General features: G+C 72.7%; 15 protein-coding genes. 9 read left to right on the top strand and 6 right to left on the bottom strand.

Translation table 11 applies throughout. The annotated features are described in order from the left end of the window. The 8 genes from E1295_RS25030 to E1295_RS24995 all read left to right on the top strand — a co-directional run. Positions 1 to 1,241, top strand: a 1,241-nt coding sequence (locus E1295_RS25030; RefSeq protein WP_342775905.1) for a S8 family serine peptidase, incomplete at its 5' end; no start/stop codon positions are given. 53 nt (positions 1,242 to 1,294) lie between these two features. Continuing rightward, on the top strand, positions 1,295 to 2,197 hold the full coding sequence (locus E1295_RS25025) for a hypothetical protein (protein WP_132633212.1): 903 nt from the start codon (positions 1,295 to 1,297) through the stop codon (positions 2,195 to 2,197). Beyond that, positions 2,191 to 3,339 (top strand): S8 family serine peptidase, encoded by a 1,149-nt coding sequence (locus tag E1295_RS25020; protein ID WP_132633210.1) that lies wholly within the window; start codon positions 2,191 to 2,193, stop codon positions 3,337 to 3,339. Before E1295_RS25025 ends, E1295_RS25020 begins: the two co-directional genes overlap by 7 nt. Positions 3,340 to 3,386: 47 nt before the next feature. Continuing rightward, complete coding sequence (locus tag E1295_RS25015; protein WP_132633208.1) at positions 3,387 to 3,746, top strand: hypothetical protein; 360 nt, start codon at positions 3,387 to 3,389, stop codon at positions 3,744 to 3,746. Beyond that, a complete protein-coding gene (locus E1295_RS25010) occupies positions 3,743 to 4,048 on the top strand; it encodes an MGMT family protein (protein WP_132633233.1) in 306 nt (101 codons plus the stop codon). Before E1295_RS25015 ends, E1295_RS25010 begins: the two co-directional genes overlap by 4 nt. A gap of 207 nt (positions 4,049 to 4,255) precedes the next feature. Next, positions 4,256 to 7,003, top strand: a complete 2,748-nt coding sequence (locus E1295_RS25005) for a CDP-glycerol glycerophosphotransferase family protein (RefSeq protein ID WP_132633206.1) — start codon at positions 4,256 to 4,258, stop codon at positions 7,001 to 7,003. 155 nt (positions 7,004 to 7,158) lie between these two features. After that, positions 7,159 to 10,371, top strand: a complete 3,213-nt coding sequence (locus tag E1295_RS25000) for an ATP-dependent helicase (protein ID WP_246080327.1) — start codon at positions 7,159 to 7,161, stop codon at positions 10,369 to 10,371. After that, on the top strand, positions 10,365 to 13,658 hold the full coding sequence (locus E1295_RS24995) for an ATP-dependent helicase (protein WP_132633204.1): 3,294 nt from the start codon (positions 10,365 to 10,367) through the stop codon (positions 13,656 to 13,658). Before E1295_RS25000 ends, E1295_RS24995 begins: the two co-directional genes overlap by 7 nt. Here E1295_RS24995 and E1295_RS24990 read toward each other — a convergent pair. From E1295_RS24990 to E1295_RS24975, 4 genes are read right to left on the bottom strand one after another with little or no spacing between them, the layout of a single operon-like run. Beyond that, positions 13,618 to 14,688 carry a type III PLP-dependent enzyme domain-containing protein gene (locus E1295_RS24990; protein WP_132633202.1) on the bottom strand — a complete coding sequence of 357 codons (1,071 nt, stop codon included), beginning with the start codon at positions 14,686 to 14,688 and terminating at the stop codon, positions 13,618 to 13,620. The genes E1295_RS24995 and E1295_RS24990 overlap by 41 nt on opposite strands. Next, positions 14,685 to 16,238 carry an IucA/IucC family protein gene (locus E1295_RS24985; protein ID WP_132633200.1) on the bottom strand — a complete coding sequence of 518 codons (1,554 nt, stop codon included), beginning with the start codon at positions 16,236 to 16,238 and terminating at the stop codon, positions 14,685 to 14,687. The genes E1295_RS24990 and E1295_RS24985 overlap by 4 nt, the downstream gene beginning before the upstream one ends. Beyond that, the gene (locus E1295_RS24980; RefSeq protein ID WP_132633198.1) at positions 16,239 to 17,726 is read right to left on the bottom strand and encodes an IucA/IucC family protein; all 1,488 of its coding nucleotides are present in this window, start codon (positions 17,724 to 17,726) and stop codon (positions 16,239 to 16,241) included. Next, positions 17,723 to 18,859 carry an ATP-grasp domain-containing protein gene (locus tag E1295_RS24975; RefSeq protein WP_132633196.1) on the bottom strand — a complete coding sequence of 379 codons (1,137 nt, stop codon included), beginning with the start codon at positions 18,857 to 18,859 and terminating at the stop codon, positions 17,723 to 17,725. Before E1295_RS24975 ends, E1295_RS24980 begins: the two co-directional genes overlap by 4 nt. A gap of 143 nt (positions 18,860 to 19,002) precedes the next feature. Here E1295_RS24975 and nudC point away from each other — a divergent pair, with 143 nt between their 5' ends. Then, positions 19,003 to 19,977 (top strand): NAD(+) diphosphatase, encoded by a 975-nt coding sequence (gene nudC / locus E1295_RS24970; RefSeq protein ID WP_246080325.1) that lies wholly within the window; start codon positions 19,003 to 19,005, stop codon positions 19,975 to 19,977. Positions 19,978 to 20,005: 28 nt separating this feature from the next. Here the strand turns inward: nudC and E1295_RS24965 are convergent, their stop codons facing one another. Next, on the bottom strand, positions 20,006 to 20,254 hold the full coding sequence (locus E1295_RS24965; protein ID WP_181958043.1) for a glutaredoxin domain-containing protein: 249 nt from the start codon (positions 20,252 to 20,254) through the stop codon (positions 20,006 to 20,008). 81 nt (positions 20,255 to 20,335) lie between these two features. After that, on the bottom strand, positions 20,336 to 21,058 hold the full coding sequence (locus E1295_RS24960; protein ID WP_246080323.1) for an alpha/beta hydrolase: 723 nt from the start codon (positions 21,056 to 21,058) through the stop codon (positions 20,336 to 20,338). Between the last annotated feature and the right edge of the window lie 341 nt (positions 21,059 to 21,399).

Here is a 21,399-nt window from a genome sequence, read left to right as displayed (position 1 = left end):
GTCCCGTGCTGAGGTGGGGCTGGAGCGGCCGGGTGCTGCGGCGGGGCGCGGTCGTGGCGGCGCTCGGGCCGGTGCTGCTCGCGACGCCGACCGTCCGGGCCGACGACGTACGGGGCGGTCAGCGGGCGGTGATCGAGACGCTCGACCTCGCCAAGGCGTGGCGCACCACCAAGGGCGCGGGGGTGCTGGTGGCCGTGCTCGACTCCGGGGTCGACCGCCGCCATCGTGACCTGGCCGGGTCCGTACGCATGGGCAAGGATTTCACTGAGGGCGCAAACCCGCGGGGGGTGACTCCGCGCAGGTTGCACGGCACGTACATGGCCTCCCTGATCGCCGGGCACGGTCACGGGCCCAAGGGAAAACGGGGGATCATCGGCGTCGCGCCCGAAGCAGACGTACTGTCGGTAAGGGTCATCCTCGAGGACGAAGAGCCCGGTTTCCGGGAGTTCAACTCCGCCGAGCGCTTCGAGAACGTGGTGGCCCGCGGCATTCGCTACGCGGTGGACGAGGGAGCAGACGTGATCAACATGTCGATCTCCAAGGAGCTGGCGACCCGGCAGGAGCGTGCGGCCATCCGCTACGCCATCTCCAGGGGCGTCGTGCTCGTGGCCGCCGCCGGCAACCACGGCGAGAGGAAGATCGACGGCGGTTTCGCCCCCTATTCCTACCCGGCGGCGTTCCCCGGGGTCGTCTCGGTCGGGGCGACGGACCGGCGGTTGCGGCGGGCCGCGTTCTCCAACTGGAACTCCTCGGTGCTGGTGTCCGCGCCCGGCGTCGACATCATGGGCGCGGGCCCCGGTGACCAGTACTGGGTCGGCAGGGGTACTTCGCAGGCGACCGCGCTGGTGTCGGGGGTGGCCGCCCTCATTAAGGCGAAATATCCGGATATGTCGCCGCCGCTGGTCGCCCGCGCCCTCTCCACCGGCGCCACCGACAGGCCACCCGGCGGCTACGACACCGCCACCGGCTTCGGCGTCGTGAACGCCGCCAGGGCGCTGACCGAGGCCGCCAAGCTCGCCGGGCACACCGAGGCCGCCAAGGGCGCCGACGCCCACGACCCGGCCATGCCGCTGGCCGGCGGCGTCGCGGGCCCCGTCAAGGTCATCACCAGGGACCAGCGGCAGGTGACGCTCTACTCCGCCGTCGCCGCCGCGGCGGGCGCCGGTGCGCTGGCCTCCCTGGCCGTCATATTCGTCCTGGTCAGGCGCGTGCGCCGGGCACAGAGCTCACAAGAGGCATGATCCGCCTCCTTAGGGGGACGAAATAGGCAAGCGAACGCGGGAACGAGGCGGTGGTGAAGGCACGTAGGACGACCTCAGGGCTTCCGCGCGCCGAGGGGGAGGCCGCGCAGCGACGGAGCAACCCGCTCGGCGCCGCGACCGGCCGCAGGTCACGCGTACGCGCATGGCCGCCGGCCGACTCCCGCACGCGCTCGGCCGCCCGGCAGCGCGCCCAGATGGACGAGCTGCGGCAGGGCATCCGCTACCGGCGCATCTTCGTCATGCTGCTCGGCGTCATCATCGCCGTCTCGGCCGTCGTCGTGCTGCTCGGCACCGTCGGGCTGGTCGCCGAGACCCGCTCAAGGCCGCTGACCGCCGCCGAGCAGAACCAGTACAAGGACGAGGAGATCGCCAGGCGCTGGCAGGCGTGGCCGGCCACGGGCGTCTTCCCGGAAGAGGTGAAGTACGTCGGCCTCGACCGCGCCCAGCAGTACGCCAGGCGCGTCGGCATCGCCCCCGAGGCCGACTGCGGCAAGGGCGTGGACACCTCCGTGGCCGAGGTGCTGCGCGACCACAACTGCGTCACCGTGTTGCGGGCCACGTACACCGACCAGACGGCCGCGTTCGTCATCACCGTCGGCGTCGCCGTGCTGGAGGACGAGGAGTCCAGGGTCTCGGCGACGGACGAGCTGACCAAGGACGACCGTGTCGGCGTGCTGCCGGTCGCCTTCCCCGGCACGGTGAGCGAACGTTTCGGCCGCGAGCAGCGCCAGCGCACCGGCTGGGTGGGCGCGGGGCCGTACATCGTGTTCTCGACGGCGGGCTACGCCGACGGCCGCACGAGGGCCGCGGTCCCACCCGAGGAGATCCTGCACAGCGAGCTGTGGCCGGCGGCCAAGTCGATCGGCAACCAGATCGCCTACTTCCTGGCGGACCCGCCCAAGGTGCCGCCCTGCACCCAGGGGAACGTGTGCTGAACGCCGTACGCACGCTCACGGCCGCGCTGCTCGTCCTGGCGGGACCCAACGCCGACCCCGTACGCGACCAGCAGCAGTGGGTGCTCGACGCGCTCAACGTCGAGCGGGCCTGGTCGGTCACCAAGGGGGAGGGCGTCACCGTCGCCGTCGTCGACAGCGCGGTGGACGGCGAGGTCAAGGAGCTCAAGGGCCGGGTGACCGCGGGCCCCGACATGACGTCGGGCGCGGTGACCCGCGAGGTGTCGCCGGGCAGGCACGGCACCGCCATGGCGGGGCTGATCGCCGGCTCGGGCGAGGACGACGGCTTCACCGGCGTCGCACCGGGCGCCCGCATCCTGTCGTTGCCCCTGGTGACCGACGAGGAGCCCACGATGGCGACCCCGGCGCCCGACCAGGGACGCCCGACGGAGAGCCCCTTGGCCCGCGCCCTGCGCTACGCCGCCAACCATGGAGCCCAGGTCGTCAGCATGTCGATCGGCTCCTACGGCCCGCTCAGGTCGGAGCGCGAGGCCGTCTCCTACGCGCTCGGCAAGGGAGTCGTGCTGGTGGCCGCCGTGGGCAACGACGGCCAGACCGACTACGCCAGGAAGGAGGGCACCTCCTACTGGAGCTTCCCCGCCGGCTACCCCGGGGTCATCGGCGTGGCGGCCACCGACAAGCAGGGCAGGCGGGCGACGTTCAGCAGCGACAACCTCTCGGTGCTGGTCGCGGCGCCCGGCGTCGGCGTGCCCGTGGTCAAGCGCAAGAGCGGCTACGAGATGTCGCAGGGCACCAGCTCGGCCGCCGCGCTCGTGGCGGGCGTGGCCGCGCTGATCAAGTCGCGCTATCCGAAGATGCGGCCGGAGCAGGTGGCCCAGGCCCTGTCGTCGAGCGCCAAGGGCCGGCCCGCCGCCGGTTACGACGACCGGACCGGGTTCGGCGTGGTCGACGCGGGGGCCGCGCTCAACGCCGCCGAGCGCCTGGCCGGCGCCAAACGCAGCGTCGTGCCCGGTATGGAGCACTTCGGCAAGGGCGAGGACTCGCCCGTGCCCGCGCGTCCGGGGCCCGACCCGATCCGTCTCGCGTTGTACGGCGGCGGCGTGCTGGTGGCGCTGGTGGCCTTCTGCGGCGCGATCATCATGCTCAATCAGCGCAAGGAGTGAAAGTTCCGTACGACGGAAGGTGTAAAGATCCGCTATGGTCCCCCGTCATGGGATACGAGCTGCGGGTGGTGCGTGAGTCACCACTCGCCTTCGCGGAGCTCGCGAAGGCCATCGCGCCGGCCGGGTTCGAGCTGCGGGGATCTGACGAGATCGTGGCAGGTCACGCGGGCGCCGCGCACGCGGTGGCGCGCTGGAAGGACCAGCTGATCGGCGAGCCCGGCTCCGACTGGCAGGTGGCACAGCTCCTGCGGTTGTCGGCCGCGCTCGGCGCCCGGCTCGTGGGCGAGGACGGCGAGGTCTACGCCCTGCGCGACGGCGTCATCGAGGTCGAGGCGGGCGGCGGCACGGTGGAGATCGGCAAGTTCGACGAGATCATCGAAGCGGGACCCGCCGCGTGGACTCCATGAACCCGTTCGCGGAGAAGGTGCTCGAACTCGTCGAGCGCATCCCGCCGGGCAAGGTCATGGCCTACGGCGACATCGCCGAATACCTCGGCGAGGGCGGCCCGCGCCAGGTCGGCGCGGTGATGTCGACGTGGGGCGGCGGCGTGCCCTGGTGGCGGGTCGTGCACGCCGACGGCAGCGGCGCCGCCCCCGACCACCTGCGCAGATGCCTGGCCCACTGGCGCGAGGAGGGGACGCCGCTGCGCGGCGAGCGGGTGAACATGAGGCTGGCGCGCTGGGACGGGCGTTCAGGGGATTTTCAGTAAATGGTCTGACCAGCACTTTCGCCGAACGGGCGATTCTGTGACATGTGACTCCCATTACCATGGGCAAAACACTGATGGCGGCCCGAAAGGCGGTGCCTCCCTATGGCCACCGGCGTTACAGCCCAAAGCCAGGGCGGGGATTCGCTCGCCGACCGCCTGAAGGCTGTCCAAGATCTTTGTGATCGTGGCGAGCCTCTCGAAGCGGTCATGCGAGCGGTCGGCCCAGGCGGTCGCGACGCGGCGTTCGACACCGAGGTGCTGAGCGGTCCCCTGGGGAGCCGCATCGACCTCGCGGTCAAACGTGGCGCGGAGCGACGGCGCGAGCTGCTCGATCTCGTCCGCCCCTACCTCGCGGGCGTGGACGCGCGCGTCAAACGCGACCTGCCGGTCGCGCGCCGCGTCATCTGCCACCTGATCGAGCACCGCCCCGACGAGGAGCTCGTCGAGGGGGAGACGCTCACCACGGTCGTCGCCGCGGCGGCAGAGCCGTCCAAGCGCATCCGCAAGGGCCTGCGCTGGTACGCCGACCTGCCCTTCGGCGACGAGCTGCCGCCCGACCTGCTGCGGCTGCGCCGCTCCGACCTGGTCCCCGTGACCCACATCGACGACATCGTCTGGGTCGACGGCAAGCTGCGCGTCACCGGCTTCGCCTACCTGGCGGGCCTGTCCGTACGCAGCCGCAGGTTCAACTGGGCGACCGTGGTCCTGCGCGGCCCTCGGTGGCTGCCGCCCATCCGCATGCGTACGCGCCGGGTCCTCGCCCCCGAGGCCACCCACGGGGCACGCGAGCCCGGCTGCAACTACGACTGGTCCGGCTTCGCCGCGGAGCTCAGCCCGTGGTCGCTGCGCTGGCGCGGCGCTGTGCGCGGCGCGGTCTCCGCCGTACGCCGCCGCATGCGCCACCGGCCCTCCGTGCCCGACGCCACGACGTGGCGCGCGGAGATCGTGTTCTGGAGCCGGGGCGCGCGGGCCACCGGCCTGCTGCGCGGCTTCTCGATCGGCAGGGCGGAGCGGCCGGCCGGCCGCCGGTTGAAGCCCGGCTGGTGGGCCAGGCCGGTCTGGACGTCCGACAGGGCGCTGCAGGTCGTGCTCCAGCCCAACCGGGCCGAGCTGAAGGGCGTCTCCGTCGACGGCGAACGCCTCGAACTCACGATCTCCCTGCCCGGCCGTACGGTGACCAAGGGCCACGCCCGGCTGGGCGGCCACCGCATCGCCGCCGACTTCACGCCTGCGGGCGACGGCACGAAGGTCGTCGTCGGGCTGGCCGTGCCCGCGCTGCTGCATGAGAAGGACGGCCGGCGGCTCTGGGTCGAGCCCAAGGGCGACCCCGCCGCGTCCGTCATGCTCGCCGACCTCGCGGGAACCCGCACGACGGTGGGCGACCGCGAGATCACCGTGCTGGGCGACCGGCGCGACCGCGTCGTCGTCTCGGCCCACCGCATCCGGCCGGTGATCACCTCGGCTGCCTGGGAAGGGCCGGAGCTGGTCCTGCGCGGCGACTATCCCGACGCGGCCGGCCCCCGCACGCTCACGTTGCGGCACCGGTCGGGGTTGTCCTACTGGATTCCCATGGAGCGGTCCGGCGACGCGTTCACCGTACGCGTCCGGCCGGCGGCCCTGGACCGGTTCGGCGACGCCGTGCCGCTGGCGTCCGGCACCTGGAACATGTCGCTGCGCCACCCCTCGGGTGAGATCGTGCCGCTGCGCGTCGACCATGCCGCGCTGCCGGGGTTCGACGAGGATCCGCGCACGTTCGACGGGCGCACGTACCGGATGATCTCCACGCGGTTCGACGTGCCGGTGGTGACGGTCGAGGAGGACCGGCCCGCCGACGAGCGCGGCGTGGCGGGCACGCATGTGCTGCGCCGCGTGTTCTACCCGGCCCAGCGCACCGAGCCGCTGACCGACGCGACCGTCTACGCCGTCAACGACGGCCGCCTGTACGCCGACAGCGTCCGCGCCATCTACGAGGAGCGGCTGCGGCGGGGCGACGACCGCGAGCACATCTGGGTCGTCAAGGACGGCGCTTTCGTGCCGGAGGGCGGCGCGACCGTCGTGCGCGCGGGCAGCCGCGAGCACCACGCGGCGCTGGCCAGGTCGCGTCACATCATCACCAACGCGTTCCTGCCGACGTGGTTCCGCGCCCGCGAGGACCAGGTCGTGGTGCAGACGTGGCACGGCACCCCGGCCAAGCACATCGGCAACGACCTGCCCCACATGCAGCGCGACCCGAGGCCGCCGATCTGGTACCGCCAGGCGGCGGAGGTGCGCGGCTGGGACCTGCTGCTGTCGCAGTCGCCGTGGGCGACCCCGGTCCTGCGCAAGGCGTTCGGCTACAAGGGCGAGGTGCTGGAGAGCGGCCTGCCCCGCAACGACGTGCTCGCCTCGCCCGACCGCGAGGCGCTCGCGGCGGCGGTGCGCGAACGCCTCGGGCTGGCGCCGGGCAAGCGGGTGATCCTGTACGCGCCGACGTGGCGCGACTACGACCGCAAGAACGCCATGGTCAAGCTCGACCTCGCCAAGGCGCGCGAGGCGCTGGGCGCGGACCACGAGATCCTCGTACGCGCCCACCCGATGCAGGCCATGCCCGCCGTCCCCGACATCGCCCGCGACGTCACGACATATCCGGATATCGCCGAGCTGCTGCTGGTGACCGACGTCCTCGTGACCGACTACTCCTCGGTCATGTTCGACTTCGCCTGCACCGGCCGCCCGATCGTCTTCTACGGCTACGACCTGGCAAAATACTCGTCGAAGCGGGGCCTCTACCTCGACCTGCCCGAGCAGGCGCCGGGGCCGGTGCTGTCGACGTCGGCCGAGGTCATCGACGCGCTCAGGTCGATCGACGAGGTGACGGCGGCACACGCGGACCGCTACGACGCCTTCCGCGCCACGTTCGCTCCCAAGGACGACGGCAAGGCCACGGCGCGCGTGGTGGACCACCTCTTCCCCTGACCGCGAGCCGCCGGATGAGGTGACGCCGAGGGCGAACAGCGGGGCGGCGTGTCGCCGGGGATCTGGATATTTGCCTCGATACGGTAGGCGGATCGTGCCGGGAGACCGGGCAAGTCGGCACGATCTACCCCTGTGGTCTGGTGGAATCTAGTGTTGTGAGTGGTCAGACCTGGCGGCTGGTGCGTCGCGGCAACGACGCCCCTGTTGTGCCTCCTGTGCTCGACGAGCACCAGCGTGCCGTGGTCGAGCACGAGGGCGGCCCGCTGCTCGTCCTCGCCGGTCCCGGCACCGGCAAGACCACCACGATCGTGGAGAGCGTGGTCCACCGGATCGAGCGGCGGGGCATCGACCCCGAGCGGGTGCTCATCCTCACCTTCAGCAGGAAGGCCGCCGAGGAGCTGCGCCGGCGGGTCACCGCCCGGCTGCGCCGCACCACCCGCACCCCGCTCGCGCTCACCTTCCACTCCTACGCCTACGCCCTGCTGCGCCGCGAGTCCGTGCTCGACGGCAGGCCGCCGCCGCGCCTGCTCACCGGCCCGGAGCAACTGCTGGAGATCCGCCGCCTGCTCCACGGCGAGCTGGAGAACGGCGCGCTCGACTGGCCCTCGTCGCTGCGCGAGCCGCTCAGGACACGCGGGTTCGCCGAGGAGCTGCGCGACTTCCTGTCGCGGGCCAACGAGCGCGGCCTCGACGCCGAGCGCCTCGTCGCGCTCGGCCGGCGGCACGGGCGCGCCGACTGGGTGGCGGCCGGCCGGTTCGCGGAGCGTTACCAGGACCGCTTCGACCTCGACCCCGAGGAGACCTTCGACTACGCCGAGCTGGTCGGGGCCGCCTCGGCGCTGCTGGACAGGCCCGGTGTGCTGGCTCGCGAGCGGGCCGCGCACGACGTGGTCTTCGTCGACGAATACCAGGACACCGACCCGGCGCAGGAACTGCTGCTCGCCCGGCTCGCCGGCGACGGCCGCGACCTGGTCGCGGTGGGCGATCCCGACCAGTCGATCTACGGCTTCAGGGGCGCCGACGTGCAGGGCATCATGCAGTTCCCCGAGCGGTTCCCTGCCCGCGACGGCCGCCCCGCCCCGGTGCTGGCGCTGCGGGCGTGCCGCAGGAGCGGCGCCGACCTGCTGGAGGCCTCGCGCAGGGTCGCCGCGCGGCTGCCGGTCGCCCCCATGCCCGACCATGTGCACGGTCACGAGCACGACCACCGCGACCTGACGCCGCTGCCCGACGCCGAGGCCGGCGAGGTGCGGGTGCTGCTGGCCGACAGCACCAGCCAGGAGGCCGCCATCGTGGCCGACACCCTGCGGCGGGCCCATTTGATCGACGGCGTGCCGTGGCACCGGATGGCGGTGCTGGTCCGCTCGGCCAAACGTCAGGTGCCGCTGCTGCGGCGGGCCCTGGTCAACGCGGGCGTGCCGACGATGATCGCGGGCGATGAGGTGCCGATCGCCCAGGAGCCCGGCGTGCGCCCGCTGCTGACGATGTTGCGGGTCGCGCTCGACCCGTCCCAGCTCGACGAGGCGGTGGCGGAGGAACTGCTGACCGGCCCGCTCGGCGGCACCGACATGATCGGCGTACGCCGGCTCCGCCGCGCGCTCAAGATCGCCGAGAACGACGCCGTGGCGGCGCTGCGCGAGACGGACGCCGGAGCCGACGAGCGGCCGTTAGCGGCACGTTCGTCCGGCGAGTTGCTCGTGGCGGCCGTGCAGGACGCGCGCGAGCTGACCCGCGTCGAGCCGCACGTGGCGCTGCCCGCCGAGCGGGTCGCGAGGCTCCTCGCCACCGCCAGGGAGGCCGCGCGGCAGGAGGGCACCGCCGAAGACCTCCTGTGGGCCGTGTGGCAGGGCAGCGGCCTGTCCGAGCGCTGGACCGACCTGAGCCTGGCGGGCGGGCCCAGGGGCGCGCAGGCCGACCGCGACCTCGACGCCGTGGTGGCGCTGTTCGACCGCGCGGCCAGGTTCGTCGACCGCATGCCCAAGGCGGGCCCCGAGGTGTTCATCGACGACCTGGCCGCCCAGGAGATCCCCGGCGACACGCTGGCCGAGCGGGCGCCCGACGGCGACGCCGTGCGCGTGCTGACCGCCCACCGCTCGAAGGGCCTCGAGTGGGACGTCGTCGTGGTCGCGGGCGTGCAGGAGGGCGTCTGGCCCGATCTGCGCCTGCGCGGGTCGCTGCTCGGCGTCGAAGACCTGGTCGAGGTGGTCGAGGGCGCCGAGCCGAGCGCCGCGTCGCTGGTCTCCAAGCTGCTGGCCGAGGAGCGCAGGCTGTTCTACGTCGCCGCCACCAGGGCGAGGCGCAGGCTCGTGGTGACGGCCGTGGGAGGCGACGACACCGACGAACGGCCGTCCAGGTTCCTGTCCGAGCTGATGCCGGGCGCGGTGGAGACGGCCACGGTCGACGACCGCGCCCGCTGGCTCACCATGTCCGCGCTCGTGGCCGACCTGCGCAGCGCGGTGACCGACCCCACCAGACCGGCGAGAATGCGGCAGAAGGCGGCCCACCAGCTCGCCCGCCTGGCCGCGGCGGGCGTCCAGGGCGCCCACCCCAACGACTGGTACGCCCTCACCCCCATCTCCGACGACCGCCCCCTGAGCTGGCCCGACGGGGTCGTCAGCATCTCTCCGTCGGCGGTCGAGAGCTTCACCAAGTGCGGCCTGCGCTGGCTCCTGGAGACGGCCGTCGGGGCCGCGGGCACCAGCACCGCCCAGGGCCTGGGCAACGTCATCCACGCGCTCGCCGTCCTCGCGGCCACCGACCTGCCCAGCGAGGATCTCCTCGGCGACCGCCTCGACCAGGTGTGGAACGATCTCGACTTCGGCGGGGTCTGGTACAACCGCAAGCAGCGCCAGGTGGCCGAGCAGATGATCGGCAAGTTCCTGCGCTGGCACAAGGAGAACCCGCGCGAACTGGTGGCTCTGGAGGAGGCGTTCACCGCGATGCTCTCCGACGGGGTGCAGATCAAGGGCCGGGTCGACCGGGTCGAGCGTGACTCCGGCAACCGCGCGGTCATCATCGACCTCAAGACCGGCGGCGCCAAACCTAAGGCCGGCGACCTCGAACGCCATCCGCAGCTGGGCGTCTACCAGCTCGCCGCGCTGCTCGGCGCGTTCGCCCGGCACGGCATGACCGAGCCCGGCGGCGCCGCGCTGGTGCAGCTCGGCAAGGCCGCGGGCAAGAAGGAGGCGCTGGAGCAGCGGCAGGACGCGCTGGCCGACGACCGCGACCCCGGCTGGGCCGCCGACCTCGTCGACACCGTGGCGACCGGCATGTCGGGCCCGTTCTTCCAGGCCAAGGTCAACGACGGCTGCCGCACCTGCGCGGCCAGGGCGAGCTGCCCGGTCAACGACAACGGGGGCCAGGTGTGCTGACCCCGGCCGAACTCGCCGGCAAGCTCGGCATCCTGCCCCCCACCCGCGAACAAGCCGCGGTCATCGAGGCCCCGCTGGAGCCGACCGTCGTCATGGCGGGCGCCGGCTCGGGCAAGAGCGAGACGATGGCCGGCCGCGTGGTCTGGCTGGTCGCCAACGGCCTGGTCAAACCGGCGAACGTGCTGGGCCTGACGTTCACCCGCAAGGCCGCCGCCGAGCTGGCCACGAGGGTCAGGGAACGGTTGTCCGGCCTGGCGGAGGCCGGCCTGATCGCGCCGGGCGCGCTCGACGACGAGCCCACCGTGTCCACCTACCACGCCTACGCCTCCCGCCTGGTGACCGACCACGCGCTGCGCGAAGGGCTGGAGCCGACCATGCGCCTGGTCACGCCCGCCGTGTCGTGGCAGCTCGCCTCGCGGGTGGTCGCGATGTACGACGGGCCGATGGACAAGATCGAGCTGGGCCCGCCGTCGGTCACGGCCGCCGTGCTGGAGCTGGCGGGCGAGCTGTCGGAGCACCTGCGCTCGCCGTCCGACGTCAGGCGGCTCGGCGAGTGGCTGAAGGAGCGCCTGGCGGCGCTGCCCGGCCGCACCACCCTCGCGCAGCGCAGGCCGCTCGGTGTCCAGGAGGCGCGGGAGCAGCTGCTGCCGCTGGTGGAGGCGTACGAACGGCTCAAACGCCGGCGGGAGGTCATCGACTACGGCGACCAGATGTCGCTGGCCGCCAGGATCGCCGCGAACCACAAGGAGGTCGGCGAGATCGAGCGCGCCCGCTTCTCCGTGGTGCTGCTCGACGAATATCAGGACACCAGCCACGCCCAGCTCGTGCTGCTGCGCTCGCTCTACGGCGGCGGCCATCCGGTGACCGCCGTAGGCGACCCGTGCCAGTCGATCTACGGCTGGCGCGGCGCCTCCTCCGGCAACCTCCGCCGCTTCTCCCGAGACTTCCGTACGACGTCGGGCGATCTCGCCCCCGTACGCCAGCTCGGCGTCAGCTTCCGCAACGGCGACCGCGTCCTCGACGTCGCCGCCCGCGTCCAGCTCCCGCTGCGCATGGAGGCCCGCGAGGTGCCGGTGCTCGTCCCCGGCCCCAACCGGGTCGACCGGGGCCGCGTCACCTGCGCTTTCCACGAGACCGCCGACGACGAGGCCGCGTGGGTCGCCGACGGCATCGCGAGGATCCTCGGCCAGGAGGTCGCCCCCGACGGCATGCCCTGGGGCGAGAAGGAGCGCAAGAAGACGCTCGCCGTGCAGCCGCAGGACGTCGCGATCCTGGCGCGCAAACGTTCGCAGTTCCCGGCGCTGCGCAGGGCGCTGGAGGCGCGCGACATCCCGGTCGAGGTGGTCGGTCTCGGCGGCCTGCTCACCGTGCCCGAGGTCAGCGACATCGTCGCCACCCTCCGCGTCCTCTACGACGCCACGGCCGGCGACGCGCTGGCCAGGCTGCTGGCCGGGCCGCGCTGGCGCATCGGCCCCGCCGACCTGCGGGTGCTGGGGGAGCAGTCCAGAGAGCTGGCCCGCGAGCTGAGCGAGAGCCACCGCGAGGACGACCCGCTCGACCAGGTGGTGGCCGACCTGGCGGAGGAGCGGGGCAGCCTGGTCGACGCGCTGGACGAGCTGCCCGACAGGCAGGAGTGGCTGGAGGCGTTCTCACCGCTGGCCCGCACCAGGCTCGTCGCGTTCGCCCACGAGCTGCGCCAGCTCAGGGCTCACACCGCGCAGCCGCTGCCCGACCTGATCACCGAGGTCGAGCGGCGGCTCGGCCTCGACGTCGAGGTGGCCGCGCGCAGCGGCACGGCGAGCGCGTTCGCGGCGCGGGCCGACCTCGACGCGTTCCTCGACGCGGCGTCCAGGTTCGCGGGCGACTCGGAGGATCCGACGCTCGGCGCGTTCCTGGCCTACCTCCAGGCGGCGGAGAGCGAGGAGTTCGGGCTGGAGGCCGGGCGGGTCGGCGAGAGCAACAGCGTCAAGCTGATGACCGTGCACGCCTCCAAGGGCCTGGAATGGCCGATCGTCGTGGTGCCGGGGTTGTCGCAGCTCGTCAGCTCGAAGGGGACGATCGCCACGGGCAGCGTGTTCCCCGCCACCCCGGTCATGAACAGCCGCTGGACGGAGAACCCGCGCAAGCTCCCCTACTCCCTGCGCGGCGACGCCGCCGACCTGCCCAGGCTGGGCGGGCTGAGCAAGGAGGAGCTGGCCGCGTTCGACGAGCGGTGCCGCGAGCGTGACCTGATGGAGGAGCGCAGGCTCGCGTACGTCGCGGTGACCAGGGCCCACTATCACCTGATCGCCTCCGGCTACCGCTGGGGCAGCGCGACCAGGCCGCTGGAGCCGTCCGACTTCCTGCTGGAGATCCGCGACACCGCCGACCGCGTCGCCTTCTGGGCCGGCGACCTGGCGGAGGGCGCCACCAACCCGCTGCTCGCCGAGCCGGCCGAGGCCGTCTGGCCGGTCACGCCCGAGGGCCTGCGCTACGAGTCGGTGCTCGACGGCGCCCGCCTGGTCGAGGACGCCCTGTCCGGCGACCTCGGCGACGGGCATGAGGGCGACGAGGAAGAGCCGCTGCGCCCGTACGAGGAGGAGCGCCTGCGCGCCTGGGAGCGCGACACCGACCTGCTGCTGCGCGAGCGTGAGCTGCACCGGCGCCGGCCCTCCACGACCGTCGAGCTGCCCGTGAAGCTGACCGTGTCGTCACTGGTCACGCTGGCCGCCGACGCGCGCGAGCTGGCCCGCAGGATCCGCCGTCCCGTCCCGGTCAAGCCCGCGCCGCTGGCCAGGCGCGGCACGTCGTTCCACAAGTGGCTGGAGACGCGCTGGGACCAGCAGCGGCTGATCGACGACTTCGAGCTTGACCTGTACGACGAGCTCGAAGAGGCCGACGTGCGCCTGGCCGAGCTGCAGGAGCGGTTCGAGGAGAGCGAGTGGGCCGACCGGCGGCCGGTCGACCTGGAGGTGCCGTTCGAGACCATGATCGCCGACCGGCTGGTGCGCGGGCGGATGGACGCCGTCTTCGAGCGGCCGGACGGCGGTTACGAGGTCGTCGACTGGAAGACCGGGCAGCCGCCCAGGGGCAAGCAGGCCAGGGCGGCGTCGGTGCAGCTGGCGGCCTACCGGCTGGCCTGGTCGCATCTGGCGGGCGTGCCGCTGGAGCGGGTGGGCGCGGCCTTCCACTACGTACGAGCGAACCGCACGGTGCGCCCGGTCGACCTGCTCGACGCCGACGGCCTGGTGGCGCTCATCGAGAGCGTCAGGATCGCAGATAGTGGAACGCCGGCTTCGGGTGCATGAGGAAGTCGTGGTGGGAGATGTTCCAGGCGTAGGCGCCGGCCATCTCGAAGACCACGGTGTCGCCCACCCGGGCCGTGGTCACGATATCTCGGGCGAAAACGTCTTTCGGGGTGCACAGCTGGCCGACGAACGTGATCGGCTCGTTCCCGATGCCCGGCCCCTCGCCCGTGGGCAGGATCGTGAAGGGCTGGTCGTGGCCCTTGGTCGCCGGCGTGCGCAGGTGGTGCGTGCCGCCCAGCACGATCGCGTACGCCTGGCCGCGCACCCGCTTCACGTCCACGACCCTGGTCACGTAGCACCCGCAGTAGACGGTCAGCGCCCGGCCCGGCTCGATCCGCAACCGCCGCCCCCGGCCCAGCGCCGCCAGCCCGGCCCCGTAGGCCTCCCAGCCGAACCTCGCCCCCGGCTCGGCGTAGGAGACCGCCATGCCGCCCCCCAGGTTGACCTCGTCGTACGCGCCCTCCAGCAGCGTCGCGGCCAGCCGCAGCAACTGCTCCGCGTCCAGCCCGCTGGCCAGGTGGGTGTGCAGGCCGCGCAGCCGTACGCGCTCGCCGAACAGCGGCAGGCACTCGGCCACGGCCTCCTCGTCCATGCCGAACGGCCCGCTCATCGTGAGCGCCGCCCCCTCCACCGGCAGGCCGGGATTGAGCCGGAGCAGCACGTCGGCCTCCAGGCCCGTGGCGAGCAGGCGGCGCAGCTCGTTCGGCGACTCCACGTGGATGCGGTGGTGCGGCAGGCGCAGCTCCGCGTCGGTCTTGCCGGGGCCGCCGAGCGCCACCCGCACGCCGGGGAACAGGCCGGTGACGTGGGCGTGCTCGCCGCCCGACGACACCTCGAACCCGTCCACGTGCCCGGCCAGCACCCGCAGCACCTCGGCGTCGGGGTTGGCCTTGACGGCGTAGTACAGCTCGGCCGCCCCCAGGGCCCGCCGTACGGACGCGACATGCTCGTCCAGCGCGGGCAGGTCATAGAGGTAGGCAGGGAGCGCGGGCAGGCGCGTGACGGCCTCCTGGACGCGGGCGCTGATCATGCGAGCGGGTTCGCGATCGGGACGTAACCGGCGGCGCGGTCGGCCGCCCTGGCCCAGCGCACGCCCAGGTTCGCCTTGGCCGGCAGCGGCGCCCCCGCCAGCAGGTCCGACAGGGGCAGCGGCCGGCCCAGCTCGCCTGCCTGCCGGTCGAGCAGGTCGCGGGCGATCCGCCACAACGTGCGCAGCAGCGCGTCGTCGGGCCCGGCGAGCGTCGCGGCGATCTCGGTCAGGTGGTTGACGAGCAGGCAGTAGACCACCCGGGCCCAGCCCCGCTCGGCGTCGTAGGTGAGGGCCGCGGCGACCTCGGGATGCAGGCCGCCGAGGTCGTGCCGGCCCTCGACGAGCTTGGCGCCCTCCAGGTCGCGGAAGACGGCCTGCGCGGGCAGGCCGGTCGTGTCCAGCCCGACCAGGACGTTCTGCAGGTGGGGTTCCAGCACCACGCCGTGCGTGAAGTACAGCTCCAGCACCGGCAGCGCCACCACCCGCACGTACGCCCGCCACCAGGCGCACGGATCCACGGCGGGGGCATCGAGGGCGAGCGCGGCGGCCAGCACCGGGGTCACGCCGGGGGAGCATGCGGCCCACGGGCTCCGCCTGACGATCACGCCCAGCCCTTCGAGCAGCCGCGGGCCGAGGGCGGCCGAACGGTAGCCGGGTTCCGGCAGCCAGCGGGTGGCGGGATGCCTGACCGACACGTCACGAAATATGGGTTCGAGTCGTCTGGTCAGCTCCACGGCTCCGGCCAGCTCGTACCAGGCGTTCTTCCGCACGCAGTTCGTGATCCGTACGTCCAGGGAGAACTTCAGGCAGACCTCCGTCTCCGGGACGTACACCGTCCGTACGGACGAGGTCGGCTGCACGACCGGCCCCGGCCCGAGATCGACCAGCTCGGCCCCGAACGCGGGCCCCAGCAGGTCGAGCTGCCACGGATGCGCGGGCAGCAGCCGGTAGCCCGCCGGCGCGTCGCCCATCGCGTCGAGCGCCGAGGTGTCGCCGTCCTGCGCGACGAGGTCCGCCCGCACGCCGAGCAGCCTGACGGGGAACTCCGCGTGCGCCTCGGGCGCGTACCGCAGCCAGCCGGCCCCGCCCCGCGCCTTGGGACTGGGGTGGAACGGATGGCCGTACACGAGTGCCTGCTCCGAGGCCAGCCACGGGTCGGCGGGCGGCACGGCCGAGCCCCTGGCCGTAAGGATCGCCGCCACGGCGGCCCTGCTGGCCGCCACCTGACCGGCGAACTCGCCGTTGTGCCCGGCCTCGGGACCTCCCAGCTCGCTCTCGGCCAGCCCGACCAGCTCGTCCGTGGTCAGCACCTGCCACGCGCCGCCTGCCAGGCGCTCCGGCGGGCCCTCGAAACGCAGCGCCGCGCCGCCGTGGGCGCGTACGCGCAGCAGCGTGCCCGCGACCCGCAGCAGCAGGTACGGCGGCGCCGGCCACACCAGGCCGCGCGGCCCCGCCACCTCCCGCACGCAGCAGCGCAGCAGGGCCGCCAGCGTCGCCTCCTCGGCCAGGGCGGAGGGCGCCTCGACGGCCAGTCCCTCAAGGCTCGGCATTCAAGCTCTCCTCAGATAGTTGGGCCCGCTGGTCCCGTAGAACTTGTTGACGTCGCGAGCGCCGGACCGCTCCTTCGCCACGAGCGTCCCGGCTGTGATCATGGACTTGCCGGTCAGCCTGGCGGCGTCGAGCGTCCTGGCGCGCAGGAGCCTGGCCATGGGGTCGTCACCGTGCTCGGCGAGCGCCTCGGCCAGCGTGTCCCGCAGTAACGCGGACGCGCGGGCGTGCGGCAGCGCCCCGAACGTGACCGCCGCGGCGGCCAGGTGCAGCGTGATGGTGACGAACACGTCGGCCAGCGCGTGCGGATCGTCGTTCAGCATGCGCTCGTCCCCGAACTCCGGCACCGCCACCCCGGCGGCGGCCAGCCGCGCCGGTGAGGCCAGCAGCCCGTCGTTGTCCTTGACGAGCAGCCGCATCCGGTCGCCGGTGAGGACCAGGGCGAGGTTCTGCTGGTGCGCCTCCAGCGCGACGCCGTAGCGGACGAAGAGCCGTACGTTCCACCGCAGCAGCAGCCGCAGATAGCCGGGCAGCACGTCGCCCACCTCGTCGAGCACGCCGGGGGCGTTGAGCGCGGCGACCGGCACGATCTCGCCCTCGGGCAGCCGCCTGGCCATCCACGCGAGATGTTCGTCCCCGGTCTGCGCGTAGGTCTGCTCGTCGGCCAGGAGCACGCCGGGATCGGCCAGCTCGCGCAGCAGCAGTTCGGCCAGGGCGGCGTCGCGCAGCGTGCCCGGCTTGATCGAGCGGCGGTTCGCGGTCCCCAGCGTGCTGATCGGCAGGGGCAATTTGAGGTGCAGGCGGGGGGCGACCTCGACGGTCCGCATGGACAGGGTGGGGCGCACGGTGACCGCGGCCTGGTCGAGCAGGCGTACCCCGTCGATCTTCCGCACCTCCCCGGCGGTCAGCGGGTGCACGGGGAACAGCGCCTCGCCCGGCCCCACGGGCAGGCCCGGGTCTACCTCCGTCGGCAGGCGCGCGGCGGAGCCCGGCGCGAGCGCGCCGCGCGGCACGGCCGCCCACCGCAGTTCGAAGGAGGGCCCGAACTCGGGCGCGTAGGACACCAGCTCGTCATCGGACAACCCCGGACGGGCGCGGGAGGTCGGATAGACCGGATGGTCCACGAAGGCGGCCCGCGTCTCGTACGACGGCCGCCGCGCCAGCACCTCGTCCTTCCGCGCGTCGTGCAGCTCCAGCGCGGCCAGCGCCGCCACGCACTCCTCGAAGAAGGCGGCGACCCCTTCGGCGTCGGCGGGGTCGGCCACCTCGACGAGCGTCTCCAGCACCTGCTCCAGGCCCAGCCGCTCGCCCTCGGCGACCACGAAGTCCTGGAGCAGCAGCCCCGGCGCGAGCCGCACCCAGCGGCCGTCCGCCAGCAGCAGCCCGACGCCGTCCCTGCTCCTGGTGACGCGGGAGGCCAGCCCGCCGTAGTCCTCGCGCAGCAGGGCGTTCAGCACCCGCGCGGCGAGGTACGCCTCCCTGGCGCTCATTCGAGCACCCACGGCCGGCGGGCCCGGTAGTCCGCGATGGCCGCGTCGACCCGTGCCCGGTCCGGCCCGACCGCGCGGACGACGCCCAGGTAGTCGCGGTTGGTGTGGGTGAGGGAGACGGCGTCGCCGACGGCCCGCAGCGGCCGGTGCCAGAGCCGTACGTCTCCGGCCTCGACAGACTCGTGACCGGGTGCCTGCTTGACCGTCCCCGGCCGGTCGGCGACCAGGCTGACCGCACTGCCGTACGCGGTGGCCGCGGGCACGGCGGGCGCCGGCTCGCCGAGGTGCACGCGCAAAATCCACGCGAACAGCGGCACCCCGAGCACGTCACCCAGCAGGAAGTCGCAGTGGTCGCCGATCACCCGGTAGTTGACCTCGACGATCCTCGGCCCGTGCGGCGTGAGCACGTACTCGGTGTGGCAGGCCCCGAACCCGGCGCCGAGCGCCCGCAGCGCCTTCAGCACGTGTTCGTGCGGCCCGCCGGGCGCCCAGTCGAGCCGCTCCTCCACGAAGTACGGCAGCGGCCCCAGTGTCGTCTCGAACCCTCCGAGCACCCGCAGTTCGGTGCCGTCGCCCAGCGTCTCCAGCGTGCGCAGCGGACCTTCGAGGTATTCCTCCACGACCAGCGCCTCGCCCGGCCGCCGCTTCCTGAGCTCGGCCACGGCCCGGTCGAGGCTGTGCTCGACGAGCAGGACGTCCTCGCTGGCCACGCCCTCGCGCGGCTTGAGCACCACGGGGTAGGGCGGGTCGCCGGGCACGGGGTCGCCGGGCGCGAGGCGTACGGTGAAGACCTGTTCCACCCCGGCCTCCCGCAGCCTGCGACGCATCAGGAACTTGTTCTTGGCCGCCACGCAGGCCCGCCAGTCCTTGCCGGGCAGCCCGAAGTAGGCCGCGGCCAGCGCGGTCTCCGCCTGCAGGTGGTCGGAGTTGGAGAAGATCGCGTCGGGCCTGCCGAGCTGCTCGACCGTGTCGATCAGCGCGCGCGGATCCCGCACGTCGCACGCGACCGCGTACGGATGCCGCTCGGGCCGGTCCGTCAGGATCGTCACCTCGCAGCCCAGGGCGTGGGCCGCGGGCAGGAAGCCGTCCGTCACGGAGTCGGTCGGTTTGAGCGCGGTCAAGTAGAGCCGCACGCGAGGACCCCCAGGAGAATCAGGTAAGCCTTACCTAACTCATTGATCCTAGCCCAGAGAGATCATCGCGTCCGCCGGATACGTTAATCGGCCGCCAACTGCGAGGTCATAGGATGACATGGGATTCGGGAGGGGAACGACCTGTGGGAACGACCGCGGAAGAGCAACTCATCGGACCGCTGCTCCTGGCGCGCGGCACCATCGACAGATCCGCTCTGCTGCGGGCTGACGAGCGCCGCCTGGAGCAGGCGTGGTCGGATCCGGCGACCAGGGTGCTGGTGATCGACAACGGTCACACCCTGGTGCGCAGGCAGGGCGATGAGGTGCAGGCGGTGTTGTTCACCACCGAGGACGCGCCCCCGGGGCCGCGCTACCTCCTGGGCACGGAGGGCGGAGCCGCCTACTTCGCGGTCGCCGCACCGCTGCCCGGCATCCCCAGAGGCGAGGGCAACGGCCGGGTGACGGTGCCGATGAGCCTGCGCGACACGCGCGAGGGCGTGCCGGTGCCGGCCGGGTTGCGCCAGGTGGGCGGCCTGCTCGGTGACCGCGACGCGGGCCTGCTGGTCTATGCCGTGGCGCTGGAGGCCTGGCACGAGACCCACGAGTTCTGCCCGCGCTGCGGCACCCGCACCACGATCCAGGCGGGCGGCCACATCCGCGTCTGCCCCCATGACTCCAGCCAGCACTTCCCGCGCGTCGACCCGGCGGTGATCATGCTGATCCGCGACCCCGACGACCGCTGTCTGCTCGCCCGCGGGCCGCAGTGGCCGAATGGCCGCCTGTCGATCCTCGCGGGCTTCGTCGAGCCCGGCGAGTCGCTGGAGGCCGCCGTCGCCCGCGAGGTGGCGGAGGAGGTCGGCATCACCGTGGTCAACCCGCGCTATCTCGGCAGCCAGCCGTGGCCGTTCCCGCGCAGCCTCATGCTGGGGTTCTTCGCCGAGGCCACGACGACCACCCTGACCCCCGACGCCGACGAGATCGCCGAGGCCCACTGGTTCTCCCGCGAGGAGCTGACGCGGGCGCTCGACTCGGGCGAACTGCGCCTGCCGCCGCCGGTGTCGATCGCCCGCCGCCTGATCGAGACGTGGTACGGCGGCGAGCTGACCGGCGACTGGTGACCAGGCGGGCGCGAGCAGGGCTCTGTTCTCAGGCGGGCGCGAGCAGGGCCTTGACCTCGATGGCCGACGGGTTGGTGCGTACGACCCGGCCGCTCGGCGTCTCGATCACCACGGTCGGCACCACCTGGTTGCCGTTGTTGACGCTCATCACGAACTCCGCGGCGGCGGGGTCACGCTCGATGTCGACCTCGTCGAACCCGATGCCCTCGCGAGTCAGCTGAGACTTGAGCCGCTTGCACGGGCCGCACCACGTGGTGCTGTAGATCGTGAGCGCCATGGTGGAACATCCCTCCAAGGTCAAGAAGACGGCGATCGGTGCAACAACGCGACCTGCCCGGTTAATCCCGGACACCGCTCGTCAGCCGATGCGCTCGGCGATCCAGGCCTGCACGCGCTCGGCCACGCCGGGCATGCGGTAGAGAGGGGCGCTGTGGTTGCTGCCCGGCGCGGCATACACCGTCACGGGGACGCCGACCTGGCCCAGCATCTGCTTGAGCAGCTGGCTCTGCACCGGCGGCACGAACTCGTTCTTCGAGTGCACGGCCAGCACCGGCGCGTCCTTGCGGCTGGCGTGCCAGGCCACCTCCATGCTGGCCCACACGCGCGAGCACTTGCCCTTGGGGTGGCAGCCGCCCGCCAGGCGGATGGCGGCTTTGCGCAGCTTGCGCTTGTTGCGTTCGACGGCCTTCGCGCCGTCGGCGTAGGCGCGCAGCGGAGAGATGATCGGCGACAGGCCCACCACGCCCTTGAGGCCGGTGACGCCGTCGCCGTAGGTGCCGACGGCGGCCGCGATGTGCCCGCCGGCGGAGAAGCCGACCACCACGTAGTTGCTCGGGTCGAACGCCCATCTGTCGGCGTGCTTGCGGGCCGTCGCGATCGCGGCCAGAGCGTCGGTCCGCTGCGCCGGCCAGGCCGCGTCGCCGGACAGGCGGTAGTTGAGGTTGAAGACCGTGTAGCCGAGCTCGGCGTAGCTCCGCGTGATCTCCTTCATGTATCTCTTGTCGCCGCTGGACCACCAACCGCCGTGGATCAGGAAGACACCCGGGCGCTCCATGCCGTCGGGCGTCCACCACACGTCCATGCTCTGGCGCTTGTGGCGGCCGTACGCGACGGTTTCTAACGCGAGACCACCGAGCCCATCTGGATACAGGGGACTACTCACCGTGGGACCCGGCGTGGGCTCCCTGGTCGCATTCGCGGCGACGACCGGTGTGAGCACAACGGCAGCGAGCGTCAGAACACCCACGGACACCGCAGTTCGCACGGCCTTCCCTTTCCCCCATGCAGATGGTCGGCCCCATTGTGGGGGAAGAGACCAGTAGTTTGCATCTTGTTGGCAATGAACATACGCCGGCAGGCATGTTGCCAGAATAAAGCGCATGGCCGCCACTCCTTGGGAATATGTACGGGTGAACACAGGTG

Origin of the sequence: Nonomuraea mesophila (assembly GCF_004352805.1) — a bacterium.
GTDB classification, from domain to species: domain Bacteria; phylum Actinomycetota; class Actinomycetes; order Streptosporangiales; family Streptosporangiaceae; genus Nonomuraea; species Nonomuraea longispora.
This window is presented reverse-complemented; position numbering and strand designations above follow the sequence as displayed.

Coding starts and splice junctions, on each gene's coding strand:
- E1295_RS25015 (WP_132633208.1), top strand. CDS start 3,387: ATGGGATACGAGCTGCGGGTGGTGCGTGAGTCACCACTCGCCTTCGCG.
- E1295_RS25010 (WP_132633233.1), top strand. CDS start 3,743: ATGAACCCGTTCGCGGAGAAGGTGCTCGAACTCGTCGAGCGCATCCCG.
- E1295_RS25005 (WP_132633206.1), top strand. CDS start 4,256: ATGCGAGCGGTCGGCCCAGGCGGTCGCGACGCGGCGTTCGACACCGAG.
- E1295_RS24990 (WP_132633202.1), bottom strand. CDS start 14,688: ATGATCAGCGCCCGCGTCCAGGAGGCCGTCACGCGCCTGCCCGCGCTC.
- E1295_RS24985 (WP_132633200.1), bottom strand. CDS start 16,238: ATGCCGAGCCTTGAGGGACTGGCCGTCGAGGCGCCCTCCGCCCTGGCC.
- E1295_RS24980 (WP_132633198.1), bottom strand. CDS start 17,726: ATGAGCGCCAGGGAGGCGTACCTCGCCGCGCGGGTGCTGAACGCCCTG.
- E1295_RS24965 (WP_181958043.1), bottom strand. CDS start 20,254: ATGGCGCTCACGATCTACAGCACCACGTGGTGCGGCCCGTGCAAGCGG.
- E1295_RS24960 (WP_246080323.1), bottom strand. CDS start 21,058: ATGGACGTGTGGTGGACGCCCGACGGCATGGAGCGCCCGGGTGTCTTC.